The organism is bacterium, assembly GCA_016699045.1.
Classification (GTDB): Bacteria; Babelota; Babeliae; order Babelales; family RVW-14; genus AaIE-18.
Genome location: CP064957.1, coordinates 294,762 through 316,071 on the forward strand (window position 1 = coordinate 294,762; position 21,310 = coordinate 316,071).

The window sequence follows — 21,310 nt, forward strand, 5'->3', positions numbered from 1 at the left end:
AAATCACTTTAAAATAAACTAAAAAAAAGAAAGCCAGTTTGCCCACGTAAATCCTGCGCATAAATCCCACCAATCAAAATAGCAGCCACCACTCACCACCGCCAATGAACCTCCGGCAATAACAACCAATGCCAAAAGACCATTTTTCGCTTGAGCCAGACGCTCTGCCGAAATAGTTGCTCCAAAACCAGCATACCAACTTGTTGCTTGGTCTGGATACTTTTGCGCTTCTTCTATCGTGTCAACTACCTGGCGCAAAGCAAGCGCAACACTCACAACTCTTTTCAATAAAAGAGCAGTTTTGGCGGGATCTACCGAAAAGCGCGAACGCGAAGAGTGCGAACGTTCAAAAAAGTACTTATCTAGTTCTTCAAGAATAATCTCCAGCTCTTCCAAAACAACTGGCTTGTTAGGAATGACTGCTTCTTCCGGATGATCTTGCGCTAACCGAGTGCGAGCCGCTTTTTCTAACGCATCTGCTAATTTACGAATTTTTTTGAGCGGTAACCGAGGAGCTCGTGACATCAACTCTTCTTTTAACAATCCAACTTCTTTTAACAGCAGACTGATTTCATCCCTATCTTCAGCCACTGCTCGAATTGGCGCATCATCAGCGTCTTGATCCTCTCCTGATGCCTTGTCATTCGCATTTGATTGCACACTGCTTTCGCCAGATTCTGCAGGCAGATCAAGCTTATTTGGGACACGACTCTCAACTCTATTCGCTAATCCTGCAGGATCAAATATTACTCGCCAACCGTCATCATCTGCTTCTGGCCAATCAGGCACATTATTGTTGGCAACAACTTTGAGCTGAGCATTTGACGGCACATCAACCCATGGAGACAAATCACTCTCTGCATGAAAAGTTTCTTGAATCACTCCATGCCGACCAACAAATTCTTTCTCGCTTGTATTGCTCTCGTCATCAACATCAAACTGGGCTGATAATTTTGTTTTTTTTGCAGGCTCAAGATCAGATTTTTTCGTCAACTTTCCTTCACTAATCCACTGCCGTTCCATTGAGCGTTGTTTCGTACCAGCTTTTTGATAATGCTCAAATTCTGTACGTGATATATTACCACCATAAAAAAATCTTCGGTGTTTTACCACCATCTCGACAACATCAAAATTAAACAATGCTTCACACTCACTATCACTCGGCACAACCGGAATATCGCTCGCAGCATGCAGGGAACTAGCACCAACAAGCATCATGCCCGCAAAACTAAATCCTAAAAATTTCTTCATTTTTTCCTATCCCTCATTTTTTGAACTTTCAATACTACTCACTCGTCGATATCAATAGCAGTATTTATTCTAATAATCAAGACAATTGTAATCCTCGCGTTTTCATCAGCAACTTCAACAAATTAAACCCAATCATAACTCAACAAAATGGAAAATAATGCAAATTTATAGACAGGATAATCATAACTATTTTAAATGGAATATAATGGAAAATAGTTGATTAATACTAATATGAAGAATACTATGACAAAAAAAATGTTTTTAATTTTTTTGATGTTAATATCTTCTGCAAAACACCACACGATTGATGCTTTGACAGAAAGTAAAAAACTACTTAAACCATTCACAGATCTTGAAATTCAGCTCGATACTATCGCACTCAACGCTGGCATTAAAGATTGGAATGAAAGAATATCGCGCTTCAAACACAACCTTGCCGTTCTAACCACTGATCCAACGCTACAAAAAGATCTTCTTACCGAGGACATTAAAACCGCTGGCCTTAGCGGCCAGATAAATAACCTCCATGCCTACCCCGACGAATCGGCATGCTTAATTCTTTCTATTCTAGGATTAAAGCCAATCAATTCAGATCTCCAGAATAATCCACTACTACCACGCATCAAGGATCTTATCGATAAAAAAAAATTACTTGATATGAACTGCGATATCACGAATGGTATGATTGGATCAAAACCAACTATTCCCTTTTTTATTATTTTTAAAAACTACGAAGTAGACTTCGATACAGCAATAAAAGAAACACCATCCTGGAATCCGTTACAAGAAAGCATACAACAAGCAATTAAAGAAGCTTGGGAAAAAAGACAATGGATATACCATACACACAACATAAAAACAGCCTTTCTAGACATTGAAAAAGCACCAGAAGAACAAGGTGAAACCTTACAAAACTTTGCGAAAAATAAGCTTAATGGGGCATCTGGATTTGGAGGCAATAATGGCTGGCAGGAAGTATCAGCAGCCGCCGTAGTGCTTGGCTGGCAACCTTGTATAAGGTCTGTAACAACTGCTAGATTTAATGATTTTTTTAAATACTTCCCCGTTGTTTTAACTATTAACCCCACCATAGAACCAGACCAGCAAGCAACATGGGAAAGATCATGCGCAAATCCAACAGGAATCTTCGGATCAATAACGGGCTTTATTGGTAGCGATATTCGAAACGAATCAGAAAATTCGAGCTACCTACCGAATTCTACCATCATTGGCTATCTCAACACCAAAAAATATAAAGAACTTGTCCCACCTGATAGATCTTTTTCAAATCACATTTACGTAGACCTTGAGCACTTAGCAAGCTTTACCTTTATTGGCAACATGCATAATTATCGCCATTTCTTTTGCGGAGCATCAATTCTCTACAACGATAATTCTACGTATATGCAACTTAAAGGATTGCTACTCGAATATTTTTTCAGATCGTCTTTTGGCGATGATTGTTTTTTAGCATTACTTTATCAAAACTTGACACAAGAGATAGAAAAAGCAACAACTTTTTGCCTTAAACCAAGGGAAATAATTAAAGCACAAATCATGGATATGTCTTTTACTAAAATCAATCTAATATTTAATGTATCTGCTATATCTTCTGACACAAAAGAAGATATCGAAAATCGAATCAAACAAAAATTTGGTGATAACGTTTTTGAAACCATCTTTCCCGACTATCACAAAGAAACTATTGTTGATTATTTCAAACAATTTCTCAGCACAACATTTGGCCAAGATACCTGGCAATGGAATAGCGACAATCAAGACAATCCATTAACATTTAACCCAAATAAAAAAGACAAAATGTTAACGCAATTTCTGAAAACGATTGAAAAAAATACCAATACATCAACCACCAATCTGACAGACTTACAAACGGCACTCACCGCCCTCAAAGCCTGCCTCGTAAAGCTCTGCACCTCTTTACACAATCTGCAAAATATCGCTTAAATAGCACAGGCTGCTCTTGATAACAAAAGCAGCCTTCTTTTTTCAATTTTCACAAAGTATTTGCTAAGGACTCAATAATGTCAGGTATTCTTACCGTTGGCACCACCATCACCCACCAATCCATATAATTACCAGCATGAACCACAATCATCGAAGCAAAAAGCCCACCGAGTGTCCACTTTAAAATGCGCTTATACCTATTAAACATGTCTGGCGAAACATCGTTCGTATTTTGGAGATTTGAGTTCATCTTTTTTTGTACAACCAACAAGGCTTCAATAACTTCTCCCAAAACTTTGGCAACCTCCATGGTGGTTGGTTTGGGTGCTCTCGATGCCAACTGAGGCTGATATAACATTTTTATTAAATGATCGTAAGCTTGTCCAAGATCATAAACCGCTCCTTCTTTCTCTTCTTCTTCATCATCGCTAAAATCTTGATCTACTCGTATAAACTCTTTAATAACTGGCTCAACATTTTCAAACCATCCATCCAATTGCTTTTTAGCTTCAGTTGCCACTGTCTCATACTTTTTTTCTAAAGGAGTTATCATCTTTAAAACTCTTGGCGTCTGCTCCAAATCTTTAAGCTTTTCAATTCGCTCTTCCAGCGATAATAATTTTGTATACGTTCTTAACAATTCTTTATCTTCATCATCCATTTCATCAGTTATCTCATTATCTAATTCTCTTCTCTCTCCCATCGCAAACACATGTACGGAACCTACCACCAAACCAAAACCCACCATCATAATTATTTTCTTCATCCCCGCTCCCCCCTAAAAAAACCGGCCCTCAAAAATTACGGTCAATACGAAAGTTCTTGTACACCAAACGGCTTATATAAAGTCAAAAAATCATCAATAAGCTGCGTAAGAGGCATCATGATTTCAGGTCTAAGCAAAGAACTACCAATAATACGCCACTTAACCAAATAATGAGTTTCTATGTATTTCACTAACTCAATCGTTTTTGTATACAATTTTTTTTTACGCTTAGGAAAACAAATAAAAACCGCTTCTTTATACATTTTTGTTAAATGAAAAATATGATGATACAATTGCCAAATAATAGCCAAAGCAAGATCTATATCTCGTTCAAGTTGACCAACAATAACTATCTGATCCAACACCAAATCACGATACTCATCAAGAGCCAACTTTAAATTATTCAAATCAACTGTCATGCGTAATTGAAATGAAAAACCATCAAGACTGCCAGCAGAATAACCTCTTTGATGAGAGATTCTTTTTTCATGAACAGACGGTTGCTGAGCAGCAACACAAAAACCATGATAAAAACTTACTACCACAAAAACAATAGTAATAGTTTTACCCAAACCCCATCCCAATTTATACATCCCCGCGTCTCCCCTAATTACTCCCTACTCACCACCAACTGCTTGCAATACTCATCAACATACCACTCATACATCGCTTTAATGCCGTCAAACAACGACGTTTTGGGTTGATATCCCAACAATGCTTGCGCTTTAGAAATATCGGCATAGGTAACCGCCATTTCAGTGCGCGGCGCCGGCAATCGAACAAACGTTGCTCCTTTGCCCACCACTTGCTCAATCACATTAACAAATTCATCTAACGACACCGTTGAACCACTCCCAAGATTGATGACCTGATAGCCAATAGTTCTTTGCATAAGCCCATCAATCGATGCAACAATGCCATCAACAATATCGCCAACATAAGTAAAATCACGCTGCAAGCTATTTTCTTGATCATACCGAACAAGCGATTTTTCGTTATGAACAGCATCCATAAATTTAAAAGCTGCCATATTGGGGGTTCCACGCGGGCCATATACAGTAAAGAAACGTAAGCACGCACAACGTAAACCAAAAAGATGGTGGTAGGTATACGCCAACAATTCGCCCGCCTTTTTACTGGCAGCATAGGGACTTGTTGGCCGATCGGTATCATCGGGTTCTTTAAACGGCACGTTGGTATTGTTGCCATAAACACTACTACTGGAAGCAAAAATTAAATTTTCTATGCCAAACTTTCTGGTCAGCTGCAAAATATTGAGAGTACCCTGCGTATTGATTGCCAAATGCTCTTCTGGTTTTTCAATACTTGCTCGCAGATCGGCATAGCCAGCCAAATGACAAATAACATCGGGCCGCTCACGCGCCATGATGGTCGACATTTTTTCCATATCCAAAATGTCAGATTCATAAATCGTGCATAATTTTTCAGGATCATCGGCTTGAATTAAAGCAACATTACGATGCTTCCACGCGGGATCATACATCGGACAAAAATTATCAACAATTACCACGCCATCACCTCGAGCAATAAGTGCCTGTGCAAGATGGCTGCCAATAAATCCCGCCCCACCAGTAATCATAATTTTTTTTCTGGCCGGCTGTTTGCTTTCTGCCCCGCACACAATCCAAATCGTCAAGCCTAGCACACAACTCAGCAATGCAATCAGCCATGGCATTCGTTGGTTAAATGAAAAAGAATTCATTTCGTCCCCTTCTTCTTTATTTTTTATGCCGACAACTATCACTCTAACGCAGTGAGGCAAAAAAATTCAAGCGGAAGAAAAAGAGCTCATAAAGAATCATGGTTCATAAACGTAAACGTTTATGCGTTTGACACAACACTCAATAAAAGTTTGGCCAATATATCATTTTCCTTTTCCATATCAAACGCTTGCTCAATTTTAGCACGACCAGCTCGCCCCATCGCTGCCCATCGATCAGGATGTTTGATAAGATACAAAAGATGCTCCGCAAGCATTGCAACATCTTTTTCGGGCGCTAACAAACCAGAAACGCCATGTTCTACTAATTCTGGAATACCACTATGATACGTACTCACCACCGGCAGCCCCATGGCCATTGCCTCTTGAATACCATTCGGAATCCCTTCCTGCGATCCATTTTTAGCAGTGATGGAAGGATGAATAAAAATATGCGATTGATCAAGAAGCTGCACAACCTCTTCATGCGCTTTGCGCCCAACAAGCTTAATTTTATTATTCATACCAAGCTCTTCGATCACTTGAACCAAAGAATCATATAAATCACCCCCACCCACTATCGTATACTCAATATTTTCATGAGCGCGCGCAACTTGCGCCACAGCACGAATGGCATACTCAAGGCCTTTCATTTCAACCAACCGACAAACGGTGATCAAATGAATAACATTATCAGGCCCTATCGAACGCTCTTTAAATGCAAATTTTTTAAGATCAATCGAAGAATGATGCGTAATAACTTTGTTTGATGGAGCACCCATCGATCGCAATCGATCAGCAAAATAATCGCACACCGGCAGCAAAAGATCGGCCTTTTTCATCACTTCATCGTAAGCGTTACGATAAAATTTGATATACCCACTCAAATCATAACCACGAAAACAAACGAGCAATTTTCCTGACAACATTTTTTTATGAATGAGTGATAAACACCTTGATGCTGAACCCCCAAGCTGGCACAAAATAATATCAAAATCACCCTGACCTGACGGTACAGAACGATAAAAAACACGGTCGGTAAAATCGTAAGGTTGTAAAACATCTGGCATAAAACTATCAGGTGCTATCTGTGCAAAAATTTTGATGTCAAAACCTCGATCGATAAGGCCGGTCATTTGATTGATAATAAATGTCTGTAAACTGTAGGGAAACTTTTCAACAACAAAAAGCACCTTAACTTTTTCGTGCTCAACTGCTGAAATTGTCCCATGCGCTAAGCTAATCAAAAAAAATAATACTGAAATAATTTTCAAATTCATACTTCTTCCTTACCAAGCAACTGAAATAAAATTTGTTCAAGCTTTTCACTCGCCATTTCTGCATCAAATTTCTGCTCAATCACCAACCGAGCGGCGCGCGTCATACCTTCCCACTGCTCTGGATGCTCAATTAAAAATTGTACATGATTGGCAAGCGCACCATAATCTTTTTCAGGAGCCAACAAACCCGAAACACCATGCATTATAAGGTCAGGAATCCCGCTGTGATAGGTACTGACCACCGGCAAACCAAGCGCCATCGCTTCTTTAAGAGAGTTCGGAATACCCTCTTGATCGCCAGATTCTGCCGTAATAGACGGCAACATGAAAATGTCTGATTGGTTTAAAATTTCAATAACTTGCTCAGGCTCACACCACCCAGCAAAAGAAATATAGTCACTCGCCTTAAACTGCTGAACCAACTTCATTAATCTGGTTTTTTCGCTACCATCACCAATAATTGTATATATAATATTCGGATATATTTTATGCAACCGAACAACGGCTTTGATAGCATATTCTATGCCTTTTTTTGCCGACAAGCGACTGGTACTCACTATTTTTATTGGCCCCGTCTCAGAAAGCACATGCTGCTTAAATGCAAATTTTTTAACATCAATGCCAGAATGAAGCACTACTATTTTTTCAGGGTCGGCGCCAAGCTCAATAAGCCGTTGCGCAAAATACTCACAAACCGGCAAAAACAAATCACCCTCTTGAAAAAGTCCACGATACATGCCCGGGTTCTTTTTTTCGTAAGCACTAATATCTTGCCCACGAAAGCAGGTTACCAGCTTGCCTGGCAGGTTATCTTTTTTCTTCAATTCAAGCATATGAACACCATGCGTACCAAACTGTGCCAGCAAAATATCGGCATTAGCCATCTCTCGCGAGATATAATTGTGTGTTCGTTCAAGCAAGCCATAACGCAAGACAACGTCGGTAGCCTGTTCCTTAAATGGCTTAGCATACATATAAACATCATGCCCTCGCTCTAACATGCCCACAAACTGACTCACTACAAAAGTATGCGTCATGATGGGAAAGTGCGGCTCTGCCATAACAATTTTGAGGGATTTACTTGATACGCACAGAACATGCATACTCAATAAAATGAGAAAAAAACCAACACGACCATACTTCATGTCTTCTCCTTTTTTTATAACTTCTTCATAACGTTGAGCATGGCATGGCTATAAAAAAAATCAAAAGAAGATGGCAGAGTTGTTTTGCTCAAAAACAAAAAAAACTTTTGAAAACGAAAAACGTTTAATCAAAAGTTTTTATAATAACTAAAATATGTATTTTGTGGAAAATCATTAAAGAAAATGGCCGTGCCATACGAAGCTCCAAAGGAGCGAAGTATGGTGGAGGTAAGCGGATTCGAACCGCTGGCCTTCCGCGTGCAAAACGGACGCTCTACCAACTGAGCTATACCCCCGAACATTTCAATGTGATCTGGTAATTCTTTTCGAATTGAGAACAGTCTACCATAAAAAAATCATTTGCAAAGTATTTTATGGTGGGCCTAAGTCGACTCGAACGACTGACCTCCCCGTTATCAGCGGGGTGCTCTAACCAACTGAGCTATAGGCCCTCAATAATCACCAGAAACAATAGCTTATTGTAATCTCAATTTAAAAAAGAGCCTACTTAAGCAGCTTTTCAAAGACGTCAGTGCAAAAAAGCACTTTCAATGATGGACCTATTGTACTTGGTTCCAGAGTACTTTTCAAGCTTTTTTTACCATTTATTTACACTTTTAATAAGAAAACGCCCAACAAGCCCTTTATGCCGGCTTTAACAGCCAAAGCCCAACCGTCAAACATTCCTATTTTTTAATAACAATATTATTGACTATTAAAGTTAAAATTCATTATAGTTATAGTACAAAGGACGTTTTTAAGTACAATGAATCAATACAATGAAAATCAAAAAGGAGAAGTAATGGGAAAAAGCATACGATTAGATGCAAAATATCCAAATCAACTTACCAAAGAAAGCAAAATACAAAACCAAGAACATAATGAATATTATGAAGGAAAAAAATCTAAAAAAAGCCAAAAAAGTAAAAAATACTTCAAAAAAGACTTTCATATCCAACGCATCTGGGGAAAAGGAAGTGAAGATAAAAAAGGTCACAAAGTTTAAAGGCCAAGCCTTTATAAACCTTGTTTTTCTTGCGTAGATCATCAAATTGGTGTTTACTAGTGTAAAAATCTTAGTTTTTAATAATCACGTCATTAAGACCTTTAGGTTTACAAGCTATGCTCATTGATGATTTACGCGAAAAACTAAAATCGGTTGAACCGGATGTCCAAGCAATCAGACATTTTTGGGAACAGTCCCAGTCAGGACCTCGACTGGCCGCCCTCACTCAAGAAGTGAATGGGGCGAATTTTTGGCAACACAAAGATCGGGACGCTATTTCCAGCGAATACAACCGTCTTAAACATTTGGCTGAAAGTTATAACGACGTAACCAAAACCTACGACGACAATCTTGAAATGATTGAGCTTTTTGCTGAAAATGAGCAAGAGCTTGCGGCTCTTGAACCTGAAATAAATCCTCTTTGCCGTAAAATCAAAAAATTTAAACTCGAGCTCTTCTTAAATCAAGAGGGCGACGATAAATATTGTTACATGAGTATTAACGCTGGTGCTGGCGGCACCGAATCCCAAGATTGGGCGTCGATGCTGCTGCGTATGTACTTGCGCTTTTGCGAGCGCGAAGGCTTTAATGTTGATATTATCGACTACCAAGCCGGCGAAGAAGCGGGCATAAAATCAGCCACTTTGTACGTTCAAAAGAAAAACGCGACCGGCTTTTTACGTACTGAAAACGGTATTCACCGCCTTGTTAGAATTTCACCATTCGATTCGAATAAACGTCGACACACCTCTTTTGCAGCTGTTTCAATAACGGCTGAAGTTGAAGACGTTAAAATTGAAATCAATGAAGACGACTTGCGCATAGACACGTACCGTGCAGGAGGCGCTGGTGGCCAGCACGTCAACAAAACAGACTCGGCCGTACGAATAACCCACCTACCAACTAACATCGTTGTACAATGCCAAAATGAACGTTCCCAGGCACGCAACAAACAAACCGCCATGAAGTTGCTTAAAGCCCGCTTGTTCGAACGACAAGAAGATGAGCGCAAAGCAAAAGAAGGTGCGATCAAGAAACAAAAAATAGAATGGGGCTCCCAAATCAGGTCGTACGTTTTACATCCGTACAAAATGGTCAAAGACCACCGAACTGATATTGAGTCACCACAACCAGATCTCGTACTTGATGGCGATCTGATGATGTTTATTGAAGCAGCATTATTGCTTGATGCCGCTGCGGCATCAACTCAAAGTAAATAATACCAGAATAATCGTATGAATATTGCCAATCTGATCGCACATACCAAACAACTTATTGCTGCGCATTGCATAGAAAATCCAACTGTTGTGCTGGGCCTTTCTGGCGGACCAGACTCAGTTTTTTTGCTACATCTGCTTGCTCAACTTCATAGCGAAGGTTGTATTACGCTTATTGCAGCACATCTCGATCATGGCTGGCGACATAACTCGGCCGATGATGTTATTTTTTGTCAGAAGCTATCCGCAAATTATGGTATTCAATTCTTTAGCGAGCGAGCACTCCCTACCAAACACCATGGTTCATTGGAAGAACTTGGCCGGAAGCTGCGTCGCGCGTTTCTTGAAAAAGTAATGCGAGAACAAATGGCAGATTGTATTGCCCTTGCCCACCACCGTCAAGATCAGCAAGAAACGTTTTTTTTACGCTTACTCCGCGGCAGCTCACTTACCGGCCTGCGTTGTATGAACAGGGTCAATATGCCATACATTCGACCCTTGCTCGAAACAAATAAAAACGACCTGGTTGCATTTCTTGAATCAAACAGTATAAGCTATTTGATCGACCCCACCAACCAAGCTGACGATTTTTTACGCAATAAAATTAGAAAATATGTTATCCCTGCCTTACGCATGTGCGACCAACGCTTTGAGCAAAAATGCGAGAGCACGATCAAACATTTACAAGCCGAAGATGATTTTTTGAAAAATCTTACCAAACAAGCAGCAACGCTCGTTTTTGCTTCGCAAAAAACCGGATCTCTTGCAGTACTTCGCACCTGCGATCCTGTCATTCAACGAAGATTAATTATTGATTTGCTCATTAAAGAAAAAGCATCGTTTAAACCAAGCGAAAACTTTATTACCGAAGTACTTAAATTTTTACTCAACCCGCGAGGCGGCAAGCACCAGCTTTCAGCACACTGGTCGCTCATAAAAAAACAAGATCACTTTTGGCTTAAGCACCATCAAAACTAGCGTCCTATTTTTACCATCTTTTCATCCATACGATCCTCAATCATTTGCTGCGCAAGCTTGCGATGAACTTCAGCCACTTCGCGCGCCCTCTTGCCAAAAAGAGGCATTCGATGCCACCAACGCACACGTCCTTTTTCGCGATGCTCTTCATACTGACGTTGTAAAAGTTCTTTTTGGGATGAGGCATAATCAGCAAACAACACACGATAAGCTAATTCGCTTTTTTCAAATTTTTCAGCTGCTTTCTCAAGACGTTTTTGTGCATAAGCAGCATGCTTTTTCCAAATAAAAATACATTCTTCAAATGAATCTGCAAACACTTCGGCCTGCTGCACGGCACTAGAATAATGTGGCCGACCAGCCATTTCTTTTTGTTTTTCTGCCTGTTCTTCTTCGAGCTTTTTTATATGCTCCTGCGCCATTACTAGTGCTTGTTGCGCATGCTCCAATTCTAAACGTGCTGCCTCTTTTTGCTTGTACAAAACCCAACGTTTCCGCTGTAACCGCAACGATGCGTCGCCAGACTGCAGCTCTTCCAAAACTTCATCAGAAACTTTGAGTTTGCGAGCTTCTTTCAAAAAAACCTGATCCTTTTGTTCAGATTTTTTTATTTTTATTTGAGCTTCCGGCGCTATGTGTAATTTATCACTCAACTCAATGCGCTGCCGCTCAAGTGAACGACGCACGGCACCGCATTGAAAAGAAACGGCCAGATTCAATAATAAACAAGCCCCTACAACAACTATTTTCATACTTTTTTCCTCTCCCCAAAAATGCCCCAACTTTGAAATGATTTTAACACGATGAGAACTGCAAGGTAAACAATCTCCATTTTCTATGACAAAACTGCTGACTTTTTACCGAAAAAAACGGTACAATGAAATTGGAGAGCCGATCTTTAAAACATAAGGCGTTGGAGAAGTAATGAATTTCAAACTCCGTTTTTATTATAATCTAAAACTATTGCCAACAAAAAAGGGGCGCCTTGTTCCTGTCCTTTTTACTTCACTACTTGTTCATTTCTTTGTGCTTTTTTTTGCTTTGAATGTTGGCTTCAGGTTGAGCCTGCCAGAATTGGCTAAAGCATTTGAAACAAAGATTCAACCAATCATGGCAAAAAATGAACTGCCGGCCGCCCTCAAGCCCCGCAAGTCGGATTTTGGTTCTTTTGTCTTTTTTGATAAACCAAACGAAAAAATACCACAACAAATGCCCGAACAAGAAATCAAAAAACAAGCAGCGACAGACACGCAGCCACAAGAAAAAATAGTTGAAAAAAAAACAAACACAAGCAGAGCTTAAAAAGAAGCCCCCATAAAACAGGCTACGCCAGAAAATAAACTTACGCAAAAAGAAAAACCACAACCAATCTCCGATCAAAAAAAACCAGCCCAAGCCCCTCAGCTTGCAAAAAATGACGGACTGGCAAAACAAGAAGCGAAAAAAGAACCAGCAGAAAAAGTTCACCAATCACTTGAAGATCGAATCAAAAAAATTGAGCAGACACAACAAAAAGTTGCCGCGCTAAAGGCACCAGCAAAAGATTTTTCGCCGCTCATTAAAAAACAAGAAACAATCGACCCACTCCCTGCACCCAAAAAAAATATTATCGCTATGACGCGCGGTTTTTTAGAAAATCGTCTGGACAAGGGCGATGACTGGCTCGAGCGCAAGGGCGATGAAAACAAAATGCCTTCATTTGAAGAGCTAAAATATTTATCGTACGAACAGCGGATTAACTGGCAACTCCAAGCATCGTGGAAACAAAATTTTGAACGCAATTTTACCGCACGCCCTCTGCAAGGAAAAGCGGTTGTTGAATTTAGCATCAATGAAAATGGCCAGTTGGTATGTGCCAATATTATCAAATCAAGTGGCATGCGTGAACTTGATGATATTATTCTGGCCACCATGCGCCACGCAGCCCCCTTCCCACCACTTCCGAAACATTTCAACAAAACTGTTTATGCAACAGGACGAATTATATCGGTCCATGCGCACATGTTCGGGTTTTAGCAATGCCAAAACACAAGAGTGTTGCGGAAACTTAGTAACTTGTTATCATTGGTTCATAACAAATCTACAAAAAGGAGAACTCGTGCCAAAGGTTGTTATACTAGGCGCTGGGCTGACAGGTTTGTCGACAGCCTACCATTTGGAAAAGGCAGGTTTTTTTGATTATCAATTGTTTGAAAAACAAGATCGAGCCGGCGGCCTGTTGCGGTCGTTTCAACAAGATGGTTTTACCTTCGATTTCACGGGCCACCTGCTGCACATTAGCGACAGCTATTTTAAAAGCTTTTTGCAGACAACCGCCAATCTTGATAACTTCAATTTAGTACAACGCAGATCAGGCATCTACCTGCATCATCAAATCACCGACTACCCTTTCCAAATTAATCTTCACGGTCGCGACGCCAGCGTTATTTATGACTGCCTTAATGGTTTTATTAATCGCCATAAATCACTAAAAAAACCACAAAATTTTTATGAGTGGGTGTTAAAATATTTTGGCAAAGGTTTTGGTAAGCATTTTTTCTTTCCCTATCAAGCAAAAATTCTTTCGTGCGATATTAAAAAATTAATGCCATCATGGACCGGTCGATTTGTTCCAAAAACTACGCTTAAAGATATTGTTTATGGCGCCGTTAAAACCAAAACAGGCGTTGGCTACAACAGCTCATTTTATTATCCAAAACAAGGCGGCATTGAGTTTATTATAAAAAATATTACACCCAAACTTTCAAACCAACCCCACATCAACCATAATGCTTCTATTATCGATTTAGCAGACAAAAAAATTCACTTCGATAACGGTAACCATACATCCTTTGAAATTCTCGTTACCACTTTACCACTTGACCAATTATTGACCAGCATCACCAACGCCTCTCACACAACGTGGAACCAGACCAGCAAAAAACTTTCATGCGCCGGCGTACTCAATTTTAATATTGGATTTGATAAAGAAGATATTGCTGATAAACACTGGCTTTATTATCCAGAAAAACAATATCCTTTTTATCGACTTGGTTTCTGGAATAACATCAACCCAACGTCAGTAAAACAAGGATCTAGTGCGATTTATGGGGAATGTTCATATCTACGAGGCTCAAAAACAATGAACCAACTTGAACAAATAACAAAGAATGCTCTGAGCAAAGCGCTTGAAACATTACATTTAACGCATGACAATATTATCACGCAAAAGATTCTTAATCTTGAACATGCTTACGTTATTTATGATCAATGGCGGGAAAAGAATCTCACTAAGCTTCTTGCCAATTTACAAGAACACAACATTTATTCGATTGGTCGTTTTGGCGAATGGAAATACTCAAGCATGCAAGAAGCGGTTCTTGATGGTAAAAAGGTAGCAGAAACTATTCTGGCACAACTGGGGCATACGCACACAAGCACACCACCATCATTGCCCATACTACACAAACCACAACATCATAAAGGACATCGCCTGTAACATTTTTAAGAGCGAAACGTTTACCTAAAAGCCACAAAAAAGGGAGTTAGAGAAGTAATGAAGCAACTTGAATCATTATATAAAAATAAACAGGTTTTGGTTACCGGAGGCGCCGGCTTTATAGGCTCGCACTTAGTCGAAAAGCTTGTTGAACTTGGCGCCCGCGTCAGCGTTTTGGATAATTTTTCTACCGGCAACCTTAATAATTTGCGCTCAGTTCTAGCTCACATAACGTTAATTTATGCCGACGTTGTCCATTTGCACAGCGTTCTTAAAGCAACCGCAAATAAAGATTTCGTTTTTCATTTAGCTGCGTTTGTTTCCGTTGCACAATCAGTAAATCAATCAGACTTGTGCTGGAAAATTAACGTTGAAGGAACCAGAAATGTTCTTGAAGGTTGCTATCAAAACAATGTAAAAACGCTCGTCTTCTCTTCAAGTTCTGCCGTTTATGGCAACCAAAACTCTCACTGCCATGAAACAGACACCCCACAACCAATGAGTCCGTACGCCAAAAGCAAGTACGAAGGCGAAAAATTGTGCAAAGAATACGCCGCAAAGTATGCTTTTAATACCACATGTTTGCGCTATTTCAATGTTTATGGCAACCGCCAAAACCCTCAAGGCGTTTATGCTGCCGTTGTCGCTCAATTTAAAAATAATTTACTGACTAAAAAGCCACTAACCATTTACGGCGATGGCACGCAAACGCGCGATTTTATTAATGTTGATGAAGTAGTACAAGCAAACTTACGCCTTGCGCTTTTGAACAAAAGTGTTGGCGAAGTATTTAATATTGGCTCAGGAACAAGTATGAATTTATTTGAGCTCATCGCAAACCTTGAACAAGAGCTCAAAATTCAAAAAACTGATATCGACTTTAAACCCTCGCGTGAAAACGATATTATGCATTCGCAGGCCAATTGCGAAAAATACCAGAAATTGGTTGCGGGCTTGTAGCACCCTTTTAAAAGCTTGGCAAATACATAAATACTGGTATTCTTAGCAACGGATAAAGAGTACCAGAAGGTACGCTTTTGTATGCCGAAGTGGTGAAATTGGTAGACACGCTAGGTTCAGGGTCTAGTCCCGTTAAAAGGATAGGGGTTCGAGTCCCCTCTTCGGCACCATACTTCGCCAAGGCTTCGTATGGCACGGCCATCTTCGCCAAATTAAGCTTGTCCTAGCTCCGACCCTTCGACAAGCTCAGGGCGTACGGAGCATCCCCCAGTGGGACCATTTTTTATGGCACCCAAAATAACCTAATAAACAAGGTTAACGAAAAATTCAGATCCCGCCCATCCTGAGCTTGTCGAAGGATCGAAGGGCGGCCCTCAAAAAAGCCCTTGTCTGAAGGCCTTTCCCATGCTATAATCTAAGCATAACTGACTAAGATTTTTTAGACCCTAGAACCCTGGTAAGAGCTATGAGCAAAAAAGATTATTATGATATTTTAGGCGTCCCTAAAAACGCCCCGCAGGACGAAATTAAGAAGGCCTACCGCAAATTAGCCATCAAATATCATCCTGACAAAAACCCCGACAACAAGGCAGCCGAAGATAAATTCAAGGAAGCCGCTGAAGCGTACGAAGTACTTTCAAGTACCGACAAGCGCCAACGATACGACCAATTTGGCCATGCCGGCGTCAACGGCGCAGGTGGCCATGGCGATCATGGACAGCAGTACTCAGACCTTGGAGATATTTTTGAAAATTTTGGCGACATTTTTGGTGACCTTTTTGGCAACCAAGGACGCAGCAAAAAGCAACGCGCTGGCGGGCCAACCCCACAAAAAGGCCACGATCTTTCTCAACGTGCTGAAATTAGCTTAAAAGAAGCCTACGAAGGCTGCAAAAAAGAAATCAAAGTTTTCCATTACATTCCATGTACCGCCTGCAACGCCTCAGGCTGTGCGGCCGGCAGCAAACCGCAAGGATGTAAACCATGCGGCGGCAGTGGATCTTTGCATTACCGTCAAGGGTTCTTTGCGTACTCGCAACCATGTACCACCTGCCACGGCCAAGGCTTTACGATTGCTTCGCCCTGCACTTCATGCCGTGGACAATCGCGCGTGCAAAAACACGACCATTTTTCCATCAACATCCCAGCCGGCATTTATGACGGCGCAGAATTGCGCTTGCAAGGCAAGGGCGATGCGGGTGTTTTTGGCGGACCATCGGGCGATCTTTTCTTGGTCATGAGCGTTGCGGCCGACCAAACCTTTACGCGCCGCGATAGCGATTTGGTAGCCACGCTGGTACTGACGTACCCGCAATTAGTTTTGGGATGCCAAATTGAAATGACACTACTTGATGGCAGCACGGAAAGTATTAAAATTCCAAAGGGCTGTCCAGTCGGTAAAGAAATTATGATTCCGGGCAAAGGCTTTCCAGATTTGCGCGGTCGCAAACGCGGTAATTTAATTATCGTAACGCAATGCGATATTCCAACCAAAATTAACGAAGATATTAAAAAAGCTTTGCTTGCGTATGACGAAACACTGCAAAAGCATTACAAAGGCTCCAGCAGCTTTTCATCATTTTTCAAACGCTTTTTAGGCTAAACTATTGCCCCCTCTTTAAGCATGACGGTATACTGAATGTATTAAAGAGGGGGCTTTTTTATCAAAAAAAAATATTGTTCACTCATCATCTTACTTTTTCTCAGCACACCACACGGCCACGGGCTTGCTTTTTTTCGCAAACGACTCGACAATTTTTCTGCCGTTGAGCACGGTAAATTGTACCGCACTCGCCAACTCAACCCCACACGTCTCGAATATTATCTCAAAAAATATCAGATCAAAACGATTATAAACTTGCGCGGCATTAATGCGCACAAAAAATGGTGGCAGCAAGAGCAAGTAATGGCCGACAAACTTCACGTCAAATTTTTCAACATCAGCATGAACGCGTGCAGTATGTCCAGCAAAAAAAATCTGATCAAACTTCTTACGCTCTACAAAAACGCCCCGCAGCCAATTTTAATTCATTGCAAGAGCGGCACCGATCGAACCGGCGAAGCGGCAGCATTGTGGGTCTTGGAACAACAAAAGCTGAGTAAAAAAATTGCCTTGAAACATTTTTCATTTTTCAGGCATGGCTATATCGCACACCGCCGCCCTGCCAAAAAATTTCTCATAACTATTTGGCGTAATTATAAATGGCTCACGCACGAGTACAATCCAAAAAATTACGCTCATTGTTTTTCATAAATAACACTTATAAATCCACTATTTTTTTGACAATTCATTGCAAAAAAGTTAGAGTCTGCCAACACTAGGTATTGTCCGTTCACGCAACAATCCAAAAGGGGATTTTATGCAACATCTGTTACACACTTTTAAGAAACGCAGCGCTACAACCGCACGCGTACTCGTTGCCTGTTTTAGCTTCAACATGCTTCTGGTAACTGCCGTGCAAGCAGCACAAGCAGAAGAAGCAACCAAGATCGCCAGCAACAGCAGCTACAGCCACCTTGCCAGTTTGCACCTGCCATCAATGGCAAAGCAAGAAATGGCAGAAAAAAAAGCAGCACAAGAAATTGCCGAGCACAATAAAAAAATTGATCTGAAAGATAAAAAACAGCTCAAAGATATTAAAGTGCAAGAAATGGGCGATGTAGAAAAAATGAAATACATCTACCAAATTTTGTCTTTTAAAGCTAACGACAAACCGGCAAGCGTTATTTCAGACAACGTTCACAACGACCTTGAAACGTATTGCGGCAGCAGAACAAATCCTGAGCACAATTTGCTGAAAGCTTTGAACAACACCAGAACTTCTGTTGGTTCGGTTGAGTTGCAACGCATGCTTTACGAAGCGACCAATGATATTAACGAGCTTAAACGCCGTCAAGATATTGTTAAAGCGCTCGTTGAAGATCAAGCATTGTTCAACCAAATCGATGCCAAACTTGAAACGTACAAAGCGGCAGAGAAAGATTTCTTGTGGCTTTGGAAAGAAATGGATGACGAAGTAAGCAAATATTTTGATCAAGCTTATTTTGGCAAGAAATTCTTTATTGATTTTTCTGGTTACAATAAAAATGAAGCCCTGCTCCAAGCTTCAGGTACCTGGACCTTGGCTAATCCAGGCATTCAAGTAATTCAGCCAATACTACTGACTTACTTGATGTATAAAATGGTTAACGGTTTGTTCTATGGCAAACTCTTCTCAACACCTGGTTCTCAAGCGGAATTCGAAAGAGAATTCGGCCGTGAAAACGGAGCAAATTCTTATAAATGGTTTCTCAAATGCTGCCACAAAGTATTCATACAGCCGCTTTATAAAGGACATATTGATTATGAAATCGGTGGATACAAGCGCACTGAAGAAGTAGGCGCGGGCCAACGTGTTTTTAGTGCTTTGATGCTCAGTCTTTACATGTACCAATACTACCGCTCAGTAAACGCCGCCGTTAACGACGCAACCACGTTCAACAACGTAAGTAACGATATTCATCGCCGCATGAACAGTGCTGCTGTTATCACCAACACCGTTGGCGAAATTGCACAATTGGTAAATCGCAATGAAACGTTGAAACAAGAGTTAAGCGCCAACTTGCAAGCAGTTAAAAATGCCTACACTTTCTCAGCCGGCAACACACGCACCGCGTCGTTGTTGTCTACCTTGCGTGCTGACACGTTCAAAACTGAACCAAGCATGCTTGCCTTCAAAGGCCGCGCCATGGCAGCATTCAAAGAAATATTTGACGTCAAAGACAATTTGATTGGTTCAATCAGATCAGTTGGTGAAATTGATGCGTTCATGTCCGTTGCAAAACTGTATAAAAAGTTTGCAAACCATGACAACGTCAACTTCTGCTTTGTTGATTACGTAACGAGCAAAACCCCGTACTTGAACATTGAAGGTTTCTGGCACCCAGTCTTGAACCCAAACAAAGCGGTTCCTAACAGCATTTCGCTTGGCCATGGCAACGATCCTAAAAATGCCGTGGTAACTGGTCCAAACGCTGGTGGTAAATCTACTGCGCTCAAGTCCATTACCGTTTGCGTTATGTTGGCACAAAGCTTTGGTATTGCACCAGCTCGTTCAATGACTATGACGCCATTTGCGTTGGTAAATACGTATATGAACATTGCTGATACCGAAGGCAAAGAATCTTTGTTCCAAGCAGAAATGCACCGCGCACAAGAACTCTTGCGCCAAGTACGCAGCCTGCGCAACGACCAATTTAGCTTTGTAATCATGGACGAAATCTTTACCGGTACCAATCCAAAAGAAGGTCAAGCAGCGGCATACGGTATTGCAAAGAAATTGGCTACCTACAACAATAGTTTGGCTATTCTTGCAACACACTTTATCGTCATGACTGATTTGGCGTCAGATACTGTTGAAGACAAAGCACCAAATGGTAAGTTTGAAAACTTCAAAGTGTACATTGAACGTGATGAATACAACACCATTACCTTCCCGTACAAGCTTGAAAAAGGTATTACTGACCAAGCGATTGCACTTGACTTGTTGCAAAGCGAAGGCTTTGACGACGATATTTTGCAAGATGCATTCGACGTTATGAATAACAAAACGCAAGCACAAAGCGAGCGTATTGCTAGCAAAAAGTAAATCGTACAACGTGGGCGGCGGGTTTCCAAGCAGAAACCTGCCGCCAGGACTTTCATCTTTTTAACTGAGGAAACTATTATGAAAAAAATCGTAAGCACATTAGTTCTCAGCCTGATGGCAAGCCAAGCACCAGCACAGATTGCAGACTGCAGCATTCAAGCAAACCTTGAGCAATGCATTGCTTTAGCGCAGCAGGGCATGTCAAATGAAGAAATTCTTGCAACCGTGCAGCAAGCACTTGATCAAGCGGCACATACCGACAGCTTTGATATCAATGTAAAAACGCCAGACAACAAAAAAGTTATTCTGTACGTTGTTGGCGGCGTTGTTGTTGCGATTGGCGTTGGTGCTGGCATTTATTACTATTTAAAAGAATCTAAAAAACCAACCAATGAATCTGGCAGATCAGAAAACAGGGATCAAGTAGAACCTCGTGAGCCGCGTGGCTTTGGTGAGCAAGTAAGAGAAAATCACGAACAACATCAAGAAGTTTTACGCAAAATGCAAGAAAACGTTTTACGTTCTGCAACTAATGATTTGAGAAAAGATACGGAATTCATGAATCGTGCACGAGAAGATCAAGCAGAACACCAACAAGTGTTTTTTAGCCAGATGCATGGCAATGATTTGTTTGCAAACATTGAAAAAGAATGGCAAACAAATCAACCAAGCCTTAATCGAGAGCAATATTGGGCACAAGCACAAGCTGAAATTGACGCAGCCAAAACCAAAGCTGCGGCAGATCACGAAAGAGAAAATAGCGAAAAAGTGCAAAGAGAAGCGGACCTTGCTAGAAACAGAGCAGAATTAGCGCGAGCACAGCGCGTTCTTAAAACCATGCTAGAGCTTGATCGCATCGCTCGAGAACAAGAAGCTCGCGAAAAAAAACAACATTAAGACATCAACGGAATCGATT

The 21,310-nt window shown here is 40.8% G+C and carries 19 protein-coding genes and 3 tRNA genes; 13 read left to right on the top strand and 9 right to left on the bottom strand.

The window, feature by feature from the left end:
- Nucleotides 1–18: 18 nt before the first annotated feature.
- Nucleotides 19–1,251, bottom strand: a complete 1,233-nt coding sequence (locus IPF37_01270) for a hypothetical protein (protein QQR49459.1) — start codon at nt 1,249–1,251, stop codon at nt 19–21.
- A gap of 243 nt (nt 1,252–1,494) precedes the next feature.
- Between IPF37_01270 and IPF37_01275 the strand changes: the two genes are divergently transcribed.
- Entirely contained in the window at nt 1,495–3,216 is a 1,722-nt protein-coding gene (locus tag IPF37_01275; GenBank protein ID QQR49460.1) for a hypothetical protein, read from the top strand.
- A gap of 49 nt (nt 3,217–3,265) precedes the next feature.
- On the opposite strand, the gene IPF37_01280 is transcribed toward IPF37_01275, so the two are convergent.
- From IPF37_01280 to IPF37_01310, 7 genes are all read right to left on the bottom strand, one after another.
- On the bottom strand, nt 3,266–3,982 hold the full coding sequence (locus IPF37_01280; GenBank protein ID QQR49461.1) for a hypothetical protein: 717 nt from the start codon (nt 3,980–3,982) through the stop codon (nt 3,266–3,268).
- Nucleotides 3,983–4,023: 41 nt separating this feature from the next.
- Complete coding sequence (locus tag IPF37_01285) at nt 4,024–4,575, bottom strand: hypothetical protein (GenBank protein QQR49462.1); 552 nt, start codon at nt 4,573–4,575, stop codon at nt 4,024–4,026.
- A gap of 17 nt (nt 4,576–4,592) precedes the next feature.
- Nucleotides 4,593–5,705 carry a GDP-mannose 4,6-dehydratase gene (locus IPF37_01290; GenBank protein QQR49463.1) on the bottom strand — a complete coding sequence of 371 codons (1,113 nt, stop codon included), beginning with the start codon at nt 5,703–5,705 and terminating at the stop codon, nt 4,593–4,595.
- A gap of 119 nt (nt 5,706–5,824) precedes the next feature.
- Nucleotides 5,825–6,982, bottom strand: coding sequence for a glycosyltransferase (locus tag IPF37_01295; protein QQR49464.1), 1,158 nt, complete (start codon nt 6,980–6,982; stop codon nt 5,825–5,827).
- The gene (locus IPF37_01300; protein QQR49465.1) at nt 6,979–8,127 is read right to left on the bottom strand and encodes a glycosyltransferase; all 1,149 of its coding nucleotides are present in this window, start codon (nt 8,125–8,127) and stop codon (nt 6,979–6,981) included. Before IPF37_01300 ends, IPF37_01295 begins: the two co-directional genes overlap by 4 nt.
- Before the next feature lie 220 nt (nt 8,128–8,347).
- Nucleotides 8,348–8,423: transfer RNA gene (locus IPF37_01305), tRNA-Ala, on the bottom strand.
- A 79-nt stretch (nt 8,424–8,502) separates the two neighbouring features.
- Nucleotides 8,503–8,579: transfer RNA gene (locus tag IPF37_01310), tRNA-Ile, on the bottom strand.
- A gap of 314 nt (nt 8,580–8,893) precedes the next feature.
- Here IPF37_01310 and IPF37_01315 point away from each other — a divergent pair.
- The 3 genes from IPF37_01315 (at nt 8,894) to tilS (ending at nt 11,328) form a co-directional block, all read left to right on the top strand.
- The gene (locus IPF37_01315; GenBank protein QQR49466.1) at nt 8,894–9,133 is read left to right on the top strand and encodes a hypothetical protein; all 240 of its coding nucleotides are present in this window, start codon (nt 8,894–8,896) and stop codon (nt 9,131–9,133) included.
- Between the two features lie 116 nt (nt 9,134–9,249).
- Complete coding sequence (gene prfB, locus IPF37_01320) at nt 9,250–10,353, top strand: peptide chain release factor 2 (protein QQR49467.1); 1,104 nt, start codon at nt 9,250–9,252, stop codon at nt 10,351–10,353.
- Nucleotides 10,354–10,368: 15 nt separating this feature from the next.
- A complete protein-coding gene (gene tilS / locus IPF37_01325) occupies nt 10,369–11,328 on the top strand; it encodes a tRNA lysidine(34) synthetase TilS (protein ID QQR49468.1) in 960 nt (319 codons plus the stop codon).
- Here tilS and IPF37_01330 read toward each other — a convergent pair.
- On the bottom strand, nt 11,325–12,080 hold the full coding sequence (locus tag IPF37_01330) for a hypothetical protein (protein ID QQR49469.1): 756 nt from the start codon (nt 12,078–12,080) through the stop codon (nt 11,325–11,327). The genes tilS and IPF37_01330 overlap by 4 nt on opposite strands.
- Before the next feature lie 172 nt (nt 12,081–12,252).
- On the opposite strand from IPF37_01330, the gene IPF37_01335 reads away from it, so the two are divergent.
- The 9 genes from IPF37_01335 (at nt 12,253) to IPF37_01375 (ending at nt 21,291) form a co-directional block, all read left to right on the top strand.
- A complete protein-coding gene (locus IPF37_01335; GenBank protein QQR49470.1) occupies nt 12,253–12,630 on the top strand; it encodes a hypothetical protein in 378 nt (125 codons plus the stop codon).
- A gap of 312 nt (nt 12,631–12,942) precedes the next feature.
- The gene (locus IPF37_01340; protein QQR49471.1) at nt 12,943–13,344 is read left to right on the top strand and encodes a TonB family protein; all 402 of its coding nucleotides are present in this window, start codon (nt 12,943–12,945) and stop codon (nt 13,342–13,344) included.
- A gap of 82 nt (nt 13,345–13,426) precedes the next feature.
- Nucleotides 13,427–14,806, top strand: a complete 1,380-nt coding sequence (locus tag IPF37_01345; GenBank protein ID QQR49472.1) for an FAD-dependent oxidoreductase — start codon at nt 13,427–13,429, stop codon at nt 14,804–14,806.
- Nucleotides 14,807–14,863: 57 nt separating this feature from the next.
- Nucleotides 14,864–15,766 carry an NAD-dependent epimerase/dehydratase family protein gene (locus tag IPF37_01350; protein QQR49473.1) on the top strand — a complete coding sequence of 301 codons (903 nt, stop codon included), beginning with the start codon at nt 14,864–14,866 and terminating at the stop codon, nt 15,764–15,766.
- An 83-nt stretch (nt 15,767–15,849) separates the two neighbouring features.
- Nucleotides 15,850–15,936: transfer RNA gene (locus tag IPF37_01355), tRNA-Leu, on the top strand.
- Nucleotides 15,937–16,232: 296 nt separating this feature from the next.
- Nucleotides 16,233–17,369 (top strand): molecular chaperone DnaJ, encoded by a 1,137-nt coding sequence (dnaJ, locus tag IPF37_01360; GenBank protein ID QQR49474.1) that lies wholly within the window; start codon nt 16,233–16,235, stop codon nt 17,367–17,369.
- A 177-nt stretch (nt 17,370–17,546) separates the two neighbouring features.
- Nucleotides 17,547–18,020, top strand: coding sequence for a tyrosine-protein phosphatase (locus IPF37_01365; GenBank protein QQR49475.1), 474 nt, complete (start codon nt 17,547–17,549; stop codon nt 18,018–18,020).
- A gap of 106 nt (nt 18,021–18,126) precedes the next feature.
- Nucleotides 18,127–20,394, top strand: coding sequence for a hypothetical protein (locus tag IPF37_01370; protein QQR49476.1), 2,268 nt, complete (start codon nt 18,127–18,129; stop codon nt 20,392–20,394).
- Nucleotides 20,395–20,472: 78 nt separating this feature from the next.
- Nucleotides 20,473–21,291, top strand: a complete 819-nt coding sequence (locus IPF37_01375; GenBank protein ID QQR49477.1) for a hypothetical protein — start codon at nt 20,473–20,475, stop codon at nt 21,289–21,291.
- Nucleotides 21,292–21,310: the final 19 nt, after the last annotated feature.

Excerpts from the sequence above, each read along its gene's own strand:
- IPF37_01280 (QQR49461.1), bottom strand. The coding sequence starts at position 3,982 with ATGAAGAAAATAATTATGATGGTGGGTTTTGGTTTGGTGGTAGGTTCC.
- dnaJ (QQR49474.1), top strand. The coding sequence starts at position 16,233 with ATGAGCAAAAAAGATTATTATGATATTTTAGGCGTCCCTAAAAACGCC.
- IPF37_01290 (QQR49463.1), bottom strand. The coding sequence starts at position 5,705 with ATGAATTCTTTTTCATTTAACCAACGAATGCCATGGCTGATTGCATTG.
- IPF37_01295 (QQR49464.1), bottom strand. The coding sequence starts at position 6,982 with ATGAATTTGAAAATTATTTCAGTATTATTTTTTTTGATTAGCTTAGCG.
- IPF37_01340 (QQR49471.1), top strand. The coding sequence starts at position 12,943 with ATGACGCGCGGTTTTTTAGAAAATCGTCTGGACAAGGGCGATGACTGG.
- IPF37_01375 (QQR49477.1), top strand. The coding sequence starts at position 20,473 with ATGAAAAAAATCGTAAGCACATTAGTTCTCAGCCTGATGGCAAGCCAA.
- IPF37_01350 (QQR49473.1), top strand. The coding sequence starts at position 14,864 with ATGAAGCAACTTGAATCATTATATAAAAATAAACAGGTTTTGGTTACC.
- IPF37_01315 (QQR49466.1), top strand. The coding sequence starts at position 8,894 with ATGAATCAATACAATGAAAATCAAAAAGGAGAAGTAATGGGAAAAAGC.
- tilS (QQR49468.1), top strand. The coding sequence starts at position 10,369 with ATGAATATTGCCAATCTGATCGCACATACCAAACAACTTATTGCTGCG.
- IPF37_01370 (QQR49476.1), top strand. The coding sequence starts at position 18,127 with ATGCAACATCTGTTACACACTTTTAAGAAACGCAGCGCTACAACCGCA.
- IPF37_01285 (QQR49462.1), bottom strand. The coding sequence starts at position 4,575 with ATGTATAAATTGGGATGGGGTTTGGGTAAAACTATTACTATTGTTTTT.
- IPF37_01275 (QQR49460.1), top strand. The coding sequence starts at position 1,495 with ATGACAAAAAAAATGTTTTTAATTTTTTTGATGTTAATATCTTCTGCA.
- prfB (QQR49467.1), top strand. The coding sequence starts at position 9,250 with ATGCTCATTGATGATTTACGCGAAAAACTAAAATCGGTTGAACCGGAT.
- IPF37_01335 (QQR49470.1), top strand. The coding sequence starts at position 12,253 with ATGAATTTCAAACTCCGTTTTTATTATAATCTAAAACTATTGCCAACA.
- IPF37_01330 (QQR49469.1), bottom strand. The coding sequence starts at position 12,080 with ATGAAAATAGTTGTTGTAGGGGCTTGTTTATTATTGAATCTGGCCGTT.
- IPF37_01300 (QQR49465.1), bottom strand. The coding sequence starts at position 8,127 with ATGAAGTATGGTCGTGTTGGTTTTTTTCTCATTTTATTGAGTATGCAT.
- IPF37_01270 (QQR49459.1), bottom strand. The coding sequence starts at position 1,251 with ATGAAGAAATTTTTAGGATTTAGTTTTGCGGGCATGATGCTTGTTGGT.